Annotated in this window: 8 protein-coding genes; 5 read left to right on the forward strand and 3 right to left on the reverse strand. The window is 67.6% G+C overall.

All coding sequences use genetic code 11. The features are described 5' to 3' along the window. The first annotated feature begins 15 nt into the window (after positions 1 to 15). The gene (locus tag V5D55_RS08880) at positions 16 to 3,252 is read left to right on the forward strand and encodes an efflux RND transporter permease subunit (RefSeq protein WP_435749039.1); all 3,237 of its coding nucleotides are present in this window, start codon (positions 16 to 18) and stop codon (positions 3,250 to 3,252) included. Positions 3,253 to 3,334: 82 nt separating this feature from the next. Here V5D55_RS08880 and V5D55_RS08885 read toward each other — a convergent pair whose 3' ends face one another. Then, positions 3,335 to 4,231, reverse strand: a complete 897-nt coding sequence (locus V5D55_RS08885; protein WP_435749040.1) for an aldose 1-epimerase family protein — start codon at positions 4,229 to 4,231, stop codon at positions 3,335 to 3,337. Positions 4,232 to 4,508: 277 nt separating this feature from the next. Here V5D55_RS08885 and V5D55_RS08890 point away from each other — a divergent pair, with 277 nt between their 5' ends. After that, a complete protein-coding gene (locus tag V5D55_RS08890; protein WP_435749041.1) occupies positions 4,509 to 6,767 on the forward strand; it encodes a DEAD/DEAH box helicase in 2,259 nt (752 codons plus the stop codon). A 205-nt stretch (positions 6,768 to 6,972) separates the two neighbouring features. On the opposite strand, the gene V5D55_RS08895 is transcribed toward V5D55_RS08890, so the two are convergent. After that, positions 6,973 to 7,512, reverse strand: coding sequence for a YaeQ family protein (locus V5D55_RS08895; protein WP_435749042.1), 540 nt, complete (start codon positions 7,510 to 7,512; stop codon positions 6,973 to 6,975). A gap of 57 nt (positions 7,513 to 7,569) precedes the next feature. Then, complete coding sequence (locus V5D55_RS08900) at positions 7,570 to 9,645, reverse strand: intein-containing Rv2578c family radical SAM protein (RefSeq protein WP_435749043.1); 2,076 nt, start codon at positions 9,643 to 9,645, stop codon at positions 7,570 to 7,572. Positions 9,646 to 9,718: 73 nt separating this feature from the next. Between V5D55_RS08900 and V5D55_RS08905 the strand changes: the two genes are divergently transcribed. The 3 genes from V5D55_RS08905 to V5D55_RS08915 all read left to right on the forward strand — a co-directional run bounded on the left by V5D55_RS08905 (position 9,719) and on the right by V5D55_RS08915 (position 13,236). Then, a complete protein-coding gene (locus V5D55_RS08905) occupies positions 9,719 to 10,648 on the forward strand; it encodes a M15 family metallopeptidase (protein WP_435749044.1) in 930 nt (309 codons plus the stop codon). Between the two features lie 165 nt (positions 10,649 to 10,813). Beyond that, on the forward strand, positions 10,814 to 11,977 hold the full coding sequence (locus V5D55_RS08910; protein WP_435749045.1) for an acyl-CoA dehydrogenase family protein: 1,164 nt from the start codon (positions 10,814 to 10,816) through the stop codon (positions 11,975 to 11,977). Positions 11,978 to 12,516: 539 nt separating this feature from the next. Then, positions 12,517 to 13,236: an RHS repeat-associated core domain-containing protein gene (locus V5D55_RS08915; RefSeq protein WP_435749046.1), complete on the forward strand. Its 720-nt coding sequence runs from the start codon at positions 12,517 to 12,519 to the stop codon at positions 13,234 to 13,236. Position 13,237 lies beyond the last annotated feature (1 nt).

The following is a 13,237-nucleotide window of genomic DNA, read 5'->3' on the forward strand; positions in this document are numbered from 1 at the left end:
ACCGAGGAATCCGCCGTGTCGAATCTCGCCGTCCTGAGCCTGAAGAACCGGGCGCTCATCGCCCTCATCACCATCGTCGCCGCGGTGTTCGGCGGCCTGGCACTGACCAACCTCAAGCAGGAGCTCATCCCCTCGCTCGAGCTGCCGAACCTCATGGTCATGACGACCTACCCCGGCGCATCGCCCGAGGTGGTGGAGAACGACGTCTCCACGCCGGTCGAGGCCGCGATCCAGGGCGTGCCCGGGCTCGAGGGCACCACCGCCACGAGCACCACCAACGCCTCGATCGTGCAGGCGACGTTCGCGTACGGCACGAACCTCGCGACGGCGGAGCAGAAGATCCAGCAGGCGATCAACCGCATCTCGAGTCAGCTCCCCGAAGACGTCAGCCCCCAGGTGCTGGCAGTCTCGATCGACGACTTCCCGGTGATCCAGGTCGCGGTGACCGGATTCGAGGATGCCGACAACGCCCAGTCCGAACTGGAGACCGTCGCGATCCCCGAGCTCGAAGACGTCGACGGCGTCAACGCCGCCCAGATCGTCGGCGGCGTCGGCCAGCGGATCAGCATCACCCCGGATGTCGCGAAGCTCGCGGCCGAAGGACAGAGCACCCAGGCCATCAGCACCGCCCTGCAGCAGAACGGTACGCTCTTCCCCGGTGGCGACATCACCGAGAACGGTGAGACGCTCACGGTGCAGACCGGCGCGAAGATCACCTCCGTCGACGAACTCGCAGCCCTCCCACTGGTCGGCACGACGCTGACCATCGGCGACGTCGCGACCGTCGTGCAGGAGTCCGACCCGATCAGCTCGATCTCCCGCGTCGACGGCAAGGACGCGCTCTCGATCTCGGTCACCAAGCTCCCGGCCGCCAACACCGTCGAGGTGTCGCAGGGCGTGACCGCGGCGCTCGACAAGATCGGCGAGGCATTCCCGGATGCCGAGTTCACGATCATCTTCGACCAGGCGCCGTTCATCCAGCAGTCGATCGAGAGCCTCGCGACCGAGGGTCTGCTCGGACTCGTCTTCGCGGTGATCGTGATCCTCGTCTTCCTGCTGTCGATCCGCTCGACGCTGGTGACCGCGATCTCGATCCCGACCTCCGTGCTGATCACGTTCATCGGGTTGCAGGCCTTCGGCTACTCGCTCAACATCCTCACGCTCGGTGCGCTCACGATCGCGATCGGACGCGTGGTCGACGACTCGATCGTCGTGATCGAGAACATCAAGCGGCACTATGTCGGCGACGCCGACAAGGGTGACGCCATCAGACTCGCGGTGCGCGAGGTCGCCATGGCCGTCACCGCCTCCACGATCACGACCGTCGCGGTGTTCCTCCCGATCGTCTTCGTCGGCGACATGGTCGGTGAGCTGTTCCGTCCGTTCGCGATGACCGTGGCGATCGCGATGATCGCCTCGCTGCTCGTCTCGCTCACGATCGTGCCCGTGCTCGCGTACTGGTTCCTCCGCCCCGGCAAGCCGCTGCTCGACGCGAACGGTGTGGCGATCGATCCGGAGCACCAGGATGCGCCGCCCACGGCGCTTCAGCGCGGCTACCGCCCGATCCTGAACTGGACCCTCAAGCACTCCGCCGTCACGCTGATCATCGCGGTCGTCGTGCTCGGCGGAACCCTCGCGGCCGCTCCGCTGATGAAGATCAACTTCCTCAGCGACTCGGGCCAGAACACGATGACGGTCACGCAGGACCTCGGTCCGACCGCGAGCCTCCAGGCGAAGTCGGATGCCGCGACCAGCGTCGAAGCCGCCCTGCTGAAGATCGATGGCATCGATCACGTGCAGGCGTCCATCGGGTCGAGCGGCTCGGCGCTGCGCGACGCTTTCTCGGGCGGCGCGGGCATCACGTACTCGGTGCTCACCGACGGTGACGCCGACCAGGAGAGGTTGCGCGCCGACGTGCAGAAGGCGATCGACGGGCTCGGCGACGAGGTCGGCGAAGTGTCTGTCGCCGCATCCGCAGGCTTCGGTTCCAGCGACATCGAGATCTCGGTCTCGGCCTCCAACGCCGACGACCTGCAGACCGCGACGACCGCCGTGGTCGATGAGCTCGACGGCCGTGACGGCGTCGGCAAGGTGACCGACAACCTGGCCGCATCGCTGCCGTACATCGCCGTCGTCGTCGATCGCGAAGCCGCCGCCCAGCGCGGACTCTCCGAGGTCGCCGTCGGCTCGATCGTGTCGAACACGATGCGCCCCCAGCAGGCCGGAACCGTCGAGATCGACGACACTGCGCTGACCATGTACATCGTCACGCCGGAGCCCCCGACCACGGTCGCTGCCCTGCAGGCCCTCGCGATCCCCACGCCGCTGGGCATCGTGCAGCTGCAGGACATCGCGACGGTCGAGCAGCGCAACGGACCCACGTCGATCACGACCGAACAGGGCCTGCGCACGGCGACGGTCACCGTGCCGCCGGCATCCGACAACCTCGCCACCGCGACGGCATCGGTGACCGCAGCGCTCGCCGCGGTCGACCTGCCGGACGGTGCGGATGCCGAGGTCGGTGGAGTCGCCTCGCAGCAGGCGGACTCGTTCTCGCAGCTCGGACTCGCGATGCTCGCCGCGATCCTCATCGTGTACGTGGTGATGGTCGCGACGTTCAAGTCGCTGCGCCAGCCGCTGCTGCTGCTCGTGTCGGTTCCGTTCGCGGCGACCGGTGCGATCCTGCTGCAGATCGTCACGGGCGTGCCGCTCGGCGTCGCCTCGCTGATCGGTGTGCTGATGCTCATCGGCATCGTGGTGACGAACGCGATCGTGCTCATCGACCTCGTGAACCAGTACCGGGAGAAGGGTCTGTCGACCGCAGACGCCGTGAAGGCGGGTGGCGAGAAGCGTCTTCGCCCGATCCTCATGACGGCGCTCGCGACCATCTTCGCGCTCACGCCGATGGCGCTGGGCATCACCGGGCACGGCGGGTTCATCTCGCAGCCGCTCGCGATCGTGGTGATCGGTGGCCTGATCTCCTCGACCGTGCTGACGCTCATCGTGCTGCCGACGCTCTACAACCTCGTCGAGGGTGCGAAGGAGCGGCGCCGGGCGCGCAAGGGCGGTGGGGCGGATGCCGCGGACGCGGGTTCCGACTCGGACTCGCCGACCGGGCCTGCGGCCCCCGCCGCTGCCGACACGGCCGACACGGCCGACACGGCCGATGACTCGGTGACGGTCGACGCGAGCGGTCTCCCCGACCTGTCGCACCTGACCCGCCGCGAGCTGCGCGACCGCGGGCTGGTCTGACCCCGCAGCTCCCGTTCGAATCGCGCGATTGGTCGCATTTCCCGCCGGAAAGCGACCAATCGCGCGATTCGAAGGCCGCCACTCAGTCGAGAGTGATGCCCCAGCGCAGGCTCCAGGACTCGCCGGGAGCCAGGCGACGGATGCCGAGGCCGCTGTTCAGTGCGTCGGCGGGAGCCGTCATCGGCTCGATCGCGACCGCAAGGTCGTGGCCGGGATACTTCGACGTCGTGAACGCCTGCACGTAGTCGAAGCCCTCGCCCTGCCACACCGTGAGCCGGCGACCGTCCGGGGCGGTGAGCGACGTGCGCACAAGCCCGTCGGCGTCACGGGTCAGGTCGGTGAAGCCCGTGTCGAGCGAGGCGTCGCCCAACCGGATGCCGTCGCGCAGAGCCGCATCGGCCGGGCGGGTGCCGGTCGGCAGCATCCGCTCGTCGGTGTCGAAGGCGGTCGCGGCGGGCACCCGCAGCACAAGGTCGTGCGGGTCGACGTCGCCGATCGTGACGAACGGGTGCGTGCCGAGCGCGACCGGCGCGGGCTCCGGCGACCGGTTGGTGAGCACGTGCACCACGTCGATCCCGGTACCCGTCAGCAGGTAGGTCACCGAGGTCTCGACCAGGTACGGGTAGCCGGTCTGCGGCACGATCGTCGCGCTGAGCGTGGCCGCGGCATCCGTCTGGTCGATCTCGTACGCGACGAAGCGGAGCAGTCCGTGGCTGGCGTTGCCGAACTTCGGCTCGGTGATCGCGAGCTGTCGAGGTGTGCCGTCGTCGTCCCACCGGCCGTCGCGCACGCGGTTCGGCCAGGGTGCGAGCACCACTCCGGAGCAGGAGGGAGTGGGGATGTCGAGCGGATACGGCGTGACCAGGTCGACCCCGCCGATGCGGAGAGAGCGCAGAGACGCGCCCACCTGGGCGACCTGCGCGGTGACGTCGCCGGACTGGAGGTGCACCTGGGTGCCGGTGGGGGATGCGGTGTTCACTCCGCCATCGTACGGTCGCGGAGGACTCTCCCAGGCGATACCGCTAGACTCGTTCGGTCGGCTTCGGACACCCGCGCATGGCGCGGACGTTTTTGTGTAAGAAGTGTGAGTCCAGGGGCCGATGGTGAGCGTCGCTCGACGCAAATCAACCATCACATGAATGGCCCCGGCCGCTGACAGTCCGGAACCCCGCTTCGTCTCAGCTGTGACGAACGCAAGGGTGCTCGCGCGTGCGCGCAGCGCTGTTCTCGTGCGAGAACTCAGAAGGACAACTGCTTTGCCCAAGAACAAGAAGCCCCGCGGCGGACGCCCCGCTGCCAACTTCGAGCCGCGCTACGGCGCCAAGAAGACCTCGTTCCACGATCGCCACACGTCCGGTCGCGACAGCGCCCGCGATGGCGCCCGCCCCGAGCGCGGCGGACGAACGGATGCCGGTGAGCGCCGCAGCGCGCCCGCAGCCGGCGGCTACGATCGTCGCCCGGGGAGCCGCAGCGTCGGCCACCGCGGATACCGTCCGGCCGAGGCGGAGACCGGTGCCCCCAAGCAGCGCTGGAACGCGCAGGAGCGTGCCGGCCGCGACGAGGCCCGCGGCATCCGCAACCGCGCCGAGTCGGGCCGTCGCGAGGCACCGCACCACCGCGGCGACGAGCGCACCGAGCGTCCGCGTTTCAACGACCGCCCGACCAGTGGCGCGCGTCGTTTCGACGACCGCCCGAGTCGTGACGACCGTGGCGGCCAGCGGCCGACCGGTCCGGGCACCTACCGCGACGAGCGCGGCGGCCAGCGCGACGAGCGTCCGCGCCGTGACGACCGGGGTGCAGGCACCCAGCGTCAGGGTTTCCGCGACAACGATCACCGCGATGGCGGCCGTCCGGTCCGCGACGACCGTCGTGGCCAGCGTCCGACCGGTCCCGGCAGCTACCGCGACGAGCGCGGCGGCCGTGACGACCGCGGCAGCGACCGTGGCGGACAGCGCTTCGATCGCGCCGAGCGTCCGCGCCGTGACGACCGCGGTGCCGGTGCCCCGAGCCGTGGCGCCGAGCGCCCGGAGCGCTCGTACGACGCCGACCGTGCGCGTCGCGCGTTCGACCGCGACCGCACCCAGCGTTCGTTCGAGGGCGGCCGCGATGAGCGTTCGCGTCCGTCGACCGGTGGCGCGTACCGCACCGAGCGTCCGCGCCCGCTGACCTCCGACACCCGGGGACGCCCGTCGCGCAACGAGCGTCCGAGCCGCAACGACTGGAACGCGAAGCCGGCATCCGCGCCGAGCAAGAAGTTCGAGCAGGGCGAGGACGTCGTGCACGATCGCCTCGAGGCGAAGTCCGTCGCGGCCGTCGAGGTCGATGGCGTGACCTTCGCCGACCTCGGTCTCGGATCGAACATCGTCGACACCCTCGCCGAGCTGGGCGCGGCCTCGCCGTTCGCGATCCAGGCCGCCAGCATCCCGGCCGTCCTCGAGGGACGTGACGTGCTCGCCCGTGGCCGCACCGGCTCCGGCAAGACCATCGCCTTCGGTGCACCGCTCGTCGAGCGCGTGCTGCAGTCGCAGGCCGGCAAGCGCCGCGAGTTCGGACGGTCGCCGCGTGCGATCATCCTCGCTCCGACGCGCGAGCTCGCGCTGCAGATCGACCGCACGATCCAGCCGATCGCCCGCAGCGTCGGTCTGTTCACCACGCAGATCTACGGTGGCGTGCCGCAGGGCCGTCAGGTGGGCGCGCTCAAGAAGGGCGTCGACATCGTGATCGGCACCCCCGGTCGCGTCGAAGACCTGATCAACCAGGGCAAGCTCGACCTCTCGGACTGCCGCATCGCGGTGCTCGACGAGGCCGACCACATGTGCGAGCTCGGTTTCGTCGAGCCCGTGCAGCGGATCCTCCGTCACACGGCCGACGGCAGCCAGAAGCTGCTGTTCTCGGCGACGCTCGACCGCGAGGTCGCGGCTCTCGTCGACGAGTTCCTGATCGATCCGGCGGTCTTCGAGGTCGCTGGTGAAGACCAGGGTTCCAGCACGATCGAGCACCGCGTGCTCGTGATCGAGCACCGCGACAAGGCCGAGATCCTCACCTCGCTGGTCGACCGCGACGGCAAGACGCTCGTCTTCGCCCGCACCCGTGCGTACGCCGACATGCTCGCCGAGCAGTTCGACGATGCCGGCATCCCCGCGGTCTCGCTGCACGGCGACCTGAACCAGGCCAAGCGCACGCGCAACCTCGAACGACTGACCTCGGGCCGGGTCAACGTCCTCGTCGCCACGGATGTCGCAGCCCGCGGCATCCACGTCGACGACATCGACCTGGTCGTCCAGGCCGATGCGCCGGACGAGTACAAGACGTACCTGCACCGCTCCGGCCGCACCGGTCGCGCCGGTCGTTCGGGTCGTGTCGTCACGCTGATCACGCGTCAGCGTCAGCGTCGCATGACCGAGCTGCTCGAGCGTGCCGAGATCGACGCGCCGTTCGAGAACGCACGTCTCGACGACGACATCATCGAGGAGATCACCGGTCGCGTGCCGACCGCGGCCGACCTCACCAGCTGAGGTTCCTCCGGCACAGATGGGCCAGGGGACGCCGCAGCATCCGGTGCCCCCTGGCCCTTCGTCGTGCGTGGGTCGTACGTGGCTCGCGCGCGGGTCCTGCGTGCACAACCGCGGAGCCGCGCCGCGCCACACCGGGCCTGGGCAGTTTCCTTCGGCGTGTCGCCCGACCACTCCGAAGTTGTGCCCGCCGCGAGACCGAACGGGGCTATACGAGCTCGTGCTCGTGAATCGCCGTCGTGAGCGACGTCCCGTTCAGGTCGACGTAGAGCACCTGCTCGGTCACCGTGAGGGTCAGCGTGTTGCGCCGCGCGATCAGCGGCACGGCGGAGTCGATGAAACCGGGGTCGAAGCTGTAGACCCGGATGGCGTCGGACCGGTGGATCTTCTTCCCCGCCCACGGTGCCATGACCTTGGCGGGGTCGCGATGCGTGTAGACGACGGTGCGCTCGGCGAGGCGGCTGCCGTAGTGCAAGCGCTCCGCATCGGGTGCACCGATCTCGATCCACGCCGTGATGCGTCCGGTGAGGTCGCGCACCAATACGGCCGGGTCCTCGGTCGAGGAGATGCCGTCGCCGAAGGTGATGCCTTCCGCGTACTCGAGCCCGTGGGCGAGGACCCGCGTGATCATGTACGCGTCGGTTTCGGACGGATGCCGGGCGACCCGCAGAGCATAGTCCTCGTAGACGCCCCTGTCGGTGTCGGCCAACTGGACGTCGAACGTGTGCATCGTGGAGCCGGTAGCCATAACCACCGAGCCTACGCGGCTCGGGGGTGTCGCCCGTCCGGTCAGCGGGCGCCCGGTTCAGAAGAGCATCGGCTGCGCCGTGGGTGCGGATGCTGCGGTCGGCGCGAATCGCACCGGTCGCACGCGCTGCGGGTAGTCGTCTTCGTGGCGGCCGTCGAGTCCGTGCATCCGGATCAGCGGACGGACCCGCTTGGCCAACCACTGGCGGTAGGCCTTGGGTGCTTCGGCGGAGACGCCCGGATACAACCCGCGATACGACGAGACCAGATCGGGTCGGGCCTCGCTCAGCCACTGGAAGAACCAGGGCTTCACGCCGGCGCGCAGGTGCAGGGCGCCGTAGATCACGCGTCGCGCCCCGGCCTCCTTGATGCGGCGGAGGCCTTCGTCGATCGCGGCGACCGAGTCGGTCATGTGCGGCATGATCGGCATCAGGAACACGGTCACCGGGAACCCGGCATCCGCGAGCGCCCGCACCGTGTCGAGCCGCGCCTGCGTCGTCGGGGCTCCGGGCTCGATCGCCTTCTGCAGCTCGTCGTCGTACATGGCGATCGACATCTGCACGTCGACGGGCACGCGCTTGTCGGCCTCGATGAGCAGAGGGATGTCGCGGCGGATCAGCGTGCCCTTGGTGAGGATCGACATCGGTGTGCCGGATGCCGCCAGCGCCTCGATGATTCCCGGCATGAGCTTGTATCGGCCTTCGGCCCGCTGGTACGGGTCGGTGTTGGTGCCGAGCGCGACGGTCTCGTGCTGCCAGCTGCCCTTTCGGAGCTCTTTCTCGAGCACTTCGACGACGTTCACCTTGACGACGATCTGCGAATCGAAGTCAGCGCCCCCGTCGAGGTCGAGATACTCGTGCGTGCCTCGGGCGAAACAGTTGTGGCTGATGACGCCGTTGGCGATGAAGTCGCCGGTGCCCGTAGTGATGTCGAGAAGTTCTCGAGTTCCGCTCAGTGGTGCGACCTCGGTGACCCGCAGATTGGAGGCCGTCTCCACCGCGAACCCGACCAGTGTCAATTTCCGCGTGATAGCCGGGTCGGTCAACGCGAAGAACTTCTGTCTGCTGGGCAGACCTCCGGTCACTCGCACGTTTCGCACGCCGTTCGGACGTTCGGCCTCTGCGACGTAGGGAATGCCGAGTTCCCGCAGACCTTCCTCGATCAGCCGGATGATCTCGGCATCCTTATTCGAGATTCGGAGTACGCCGCGCGAGCAGCTTCCCTCTGCGTCGAAGATTCCGGCCAGGAATCCAGTGAACCAATTCACCCCGGGTGTCGTCGGAGTGACGATGAGTTGCTCGATCTTCTGAACGCTGGCGCGGGCTGCCGTGTGGATGGCATTGGCCGGTCGCCGAGTGGGACTCTCCGCGGTAAAGGGGCGCAGGTGTGTTGAGACGCCCTCCATCGCGAGGTAGTCCCTGGTCCGGTCGAGGGCCTCGGGATCGACCAGAGCCAGGCGGAACATGTTGATCTCTCGCGTGCGGGTCTTGCTCGGGTAGCTGCCGTGGAAGATCATCCCGTCGCCTCGAATCATTCCTGCCAGGTAGCCGAGCCGATAGTCGGATGTCGTACGGTCCACCCGACTGTCTGCAGATCCGATACCGAACCCCATGAGTCGATTGTTCGTCGTCAGGTGCGGACGCTGGCCCGACTCGGCGTCCGCGACGTGCTTCCACCCGTGTTCAGTCAGAAAGCGATGATCGCCGCTTGCGATGAGTATCGTGCCATCCGCGAGAGTCACCCTGTAGGCGGGCTTCTGCGTCGACCACTTCGCCTGGATGGTGGTTCGCACGTAGCGCCGGTAGTCACCCTGCTCTTCTGTGCCGATGATCTCGTCACCGATCTCGAGGTCTCGGAGGGGACGCTGGCGTCCGTCGGCGCAGAGGATCAGGGTGTCCGGCGAGACGCAGTAGATGCAGGCATGACTGCATCCGCGATACGGGTTGATCGTCCAGGCGAACGGCATCCGCGAAGCGCCCGGCACGTGGTTGAGCACGGACTTCGACAGCACCTCATGGAAGGTCATGCCGGCGAACTCGGGCGTCGTCACGGTGCGCAGCACGCTCGAGCGGTCTTCGAGGCCGGGCAGCGCCGCAGCATCCACATCTCCGACCTTCTGTCCCTGCCAGCGCATGACTTATTCGAACATAGAATCGAATGAAGATCAAGTGAAGATGAGACATGCGTTCGAGTGGAAGAATGGTCGGATGCACGTCACGCCGCACGCCCAGCATGCGGCTCCACGGTCCCCGATCCGTGGCCCCGCCCTGCCGATCGGTGTCGCTGTCACCGCGCTCGGGATGCTGCTCTCGATCGCGTCCGCACCGCTGGCGTCGTCGGACGAGCCCTCGATGCCCGAGCCGGCTGCGGTGATGCAGGTGCCGACGGTGGAGGTCGACGCGACGCCGGCCGCCGATCCGTGCGCCGATCCTGCCGTCACGGACGCTCTCGCAAAGGGTGACGATGCCGCCGCGATCGCGGGCTTCGGCGGCGGGGAGGAATTCCGCGCGGCTGTCGTCGCAGGCAATGCCCCGTGCATCTCGCTCAGCGACCCCGCGCGGGTCTGGGTCGTGGTGAACAAGAACCGCCCGCTGGATCCGGCGGAGTACGAGCCGTCCGGCCTGACGCCCGTTCCGCTGCAGATGACGACGCCGTCCGGCAAGGTGCGGTCCGATGTCGCGGCAGCTGTGGGTCAGATGGCGGCCGCTGTGGAGGAGGCCGGCACCGGGCGCATCGGCGCGAACAACGGCTACCGCTCGTACGGGCTGCAGGTGACGACGTACGCCAACCATGTGCGTTCGCAGGGGCAGCAAGATGCGGATGCCGGGTCGGCGCGGCCCGGTCACAGCGAGCATCAGACGGGGTTGGCGCTCGACGTGGTCGCGTGCGGCGCGGGCTGCGGCGGCCTCGACGGGTTCGGCGGCACCGGGCAGAGCGACTGGGTCGCGGCGCATGCCTGGGAGTACGGATTCATCGTCCGGTATGAGGCGGTCGGCACGCCGGTCACCGGGTACGCGCCCGAGCCGTGGCATCTCCGCTATGTCGGGTTGGAACTCGCCGCCGCCTATCACGAGGGCGGATTCCATACCCTCGAGGAGTTCTTCGGGCTGCCGGCGGCGCCCGATTACGACCACTGATCCGGGCACTCGTCGGGGTGCGGATGCCGTGCGTTGCGGCATCCGACAACTGCGGTACCCAGTCTCACGAAATGTGGGATGCATTCTCACAACGTCCTGTCTCGAGGGCATCGTCCGCCGTAGAATCGCCGGAGCAACGATGCACGACACGTTCAGGAGGACGGCATGGAACGCGACATCTATGAAGAGGATCACGAGGCTTTCCGCGACCTCGTCAAGGATTTCGTCAAGCGCTACGTGACGAATGCGACGATCGAGAAGTGGGACGCCGACGGTGAGGTCGACCGTGCCACGATGCTCGCCGCGGGTGAGGCCGGGATCATCGGGCTGTCTGTTCCCGAAGAGTTCGGCGGCGCCGGGATGCTGCAGGATTACCGTTTCCGCGCGGTCGTCAACGAAGAGGTCATCGCGGCTGGCGCTGGTTCGCTGGCCGGCGCGTTCGGCATCCAGGACGACCTGGCGATCCCGTACCTCGTGCACATGGGCACGCAGGCGCAGAAGGAGAAGTGGCTGCCCCGCATGGCGACCGGCGAGGTCGTCGGAGCGCTGGCCATGACCGAGCCCGGCGCCGGGTCCGACCTGCGCGGCATCAAGACCACCGCCAAGAAGGTCGACGGCGGCTACATCGTCAACGGCGCGAAGACGTTCATCTCGTCGGGTGCGACCGCCGACCTGGTCGTCACGTTCGTGAAGACCGGCGAGGGCAACCGTCCCGACGCGTTCAGCCTGGTGCTGCTCGAAGACGGCATGGAAGGTTTCGAGCACGGCAAGAAGCTGCACAAGATGGGCTTCCAGGGGCATGACACCGCCGAGCTGTCGTTCAGCGACGTGTTCGTGCCGGAGGAGAACCTCATCGGCGGAGTCGAGGGCAAGGGCTTCGTGCAGCTGATGATGAACCTGCCGCTCGAGCGCCTGTCGATCGGCGTCGCCGGAGCAGCCGCCGCCCAGGCCGCGCTCGACTGGACGGTCGCTTACACGAAGGACCGTGAGGCGTTCGGCGAGCGGATCATCGACTTCCAGAACACCCGCTTCAAGATCGCCGACATGGCCACCACGGTCGACGCGCTCTGGGCCTACATCGACCGCGCGTTGCTCGCCTACTCGAAGGGCAAGCTGTCCGCCGAAGAGGCCGCGAAGGTCAAGTTCTGGGCGACCGAGCGCGAGTGGGAGGTGCTCGACACCGGCGTGCAGCTGCACGGAGGCTACGGGTACATCACCGAATACCCGATCGCCCGCGCCTTCCTCGACGCCCGCGTGCACCGCATCTACGGCGGCACGAACGAGATCATGCGCGAGATCGTCGGACGGCAGATCGCGGGGAAGCGCTGAGGCGCTGACGCAGAGCAGGGGACGCACGTCCGGGAGGGATTCCCGGGCGTGCTTTCTGTGTGTCGCGAGCAAAGACGACGGTGAAACGCTGAAAGTCCTGTGAGTGAAGTTACGAAACCGAGATAGGTAACCGCTCGCGCAGGACCATGAGGATCCGCTATCCCTTAGCTATGCGGAGTCTCACCGCAGTCTCCGTCGAAGGGCTCTGCGCGTGGTCAATCGCGTTCGAGGCGTTGTCGCCTCCTGTCTTGTAGCTGCACTCATCGTCACCTTGCCGGACGTCGCGGCTGTCGCGGACGTGGTGGCAACCGCTCCCGTCCAGATGCCTGCATCGGTGCCCCTCGACAACCGGCCCATCCCCGAGTTCGGCGAGCTCACCGCGGAAGACGTCGAGCGATTCGGTGACGCTCCCGTCGAGGCGGTTGACCCGGCTCCGTCGATGCCGACGGGCGATTTCTCTTCCCTTCTGGGAGGAGCCCCCGTGGTCGACGACGGGTGCGTTGTTGTTGTGGGATCCGTTCGGGCAGCCGGTGGACCCGGTGACGTTCGCGGTCGGGACGGTGGCGACGGATGACACGAACCAGGTTGCGGGGAACACGCTGTGGCATCAGGGGGCGTTGAAGCCCGCGGAGTCTGCGGGGTCGGCGTTGGTGGTCGAGATGGGGGCACGGTTGTATGTCCCCGCCCTCGGGAGGTTCCTGCAGGTCGACCCGATCGAAGGCGGCGGTGCGAACGACTATGCGTGGCCGACTGACCCCATCAACGGACACGACCTCAGTGGGAACTTCGCTATCGCGCTGCCCCTGGTCGCACTGATAATCGCAATCATACTTCTCGCGGTGTATATCTCGATGCCGCGCCGGCCTCTGCCGCCTATTAACATCGACTTTAGCTGGCCGACGATCAAGGCGCCAACGAGGAAGAACGTTACGGGTGCGGTCATGCAGAAAGGTCTCACGATCCCGGTTCCGCGGCCGACTAACTACCGAAAAGACAAGAAGTACATTGTCTACGAGATCTTCCAGGCATCGACGGGCGACACTTGGAAATACGGGATCACGAGTGGGTCACCGCTCGAGCGACGGCCGCAGTCGCAGCTTGCGACTTGTGCCGCTCACTTCGGGTCTGAATGTGGTTGGATTCGCCGGGCGGAGAATCTCCAGGGCTTCTATCAAGCTCGACTCGTCGAGTACAGCTATATCGTCGGATACGCCGCGAGGCACGGATCCTGCCCGCCGGGGCAACCGAGTTGCAACTAGG

The sequence above is a fragment of the Microbacterium sp. PMB16 genome (genome assembly GCF_051294855.1).
In the GTDB taxonomy this organism is placed as follows: domain Bacteria; phylum Actinomycetota; class Actinomycetes; order Actinomycetales; family Microbacteriaceae; genus Microbacterium.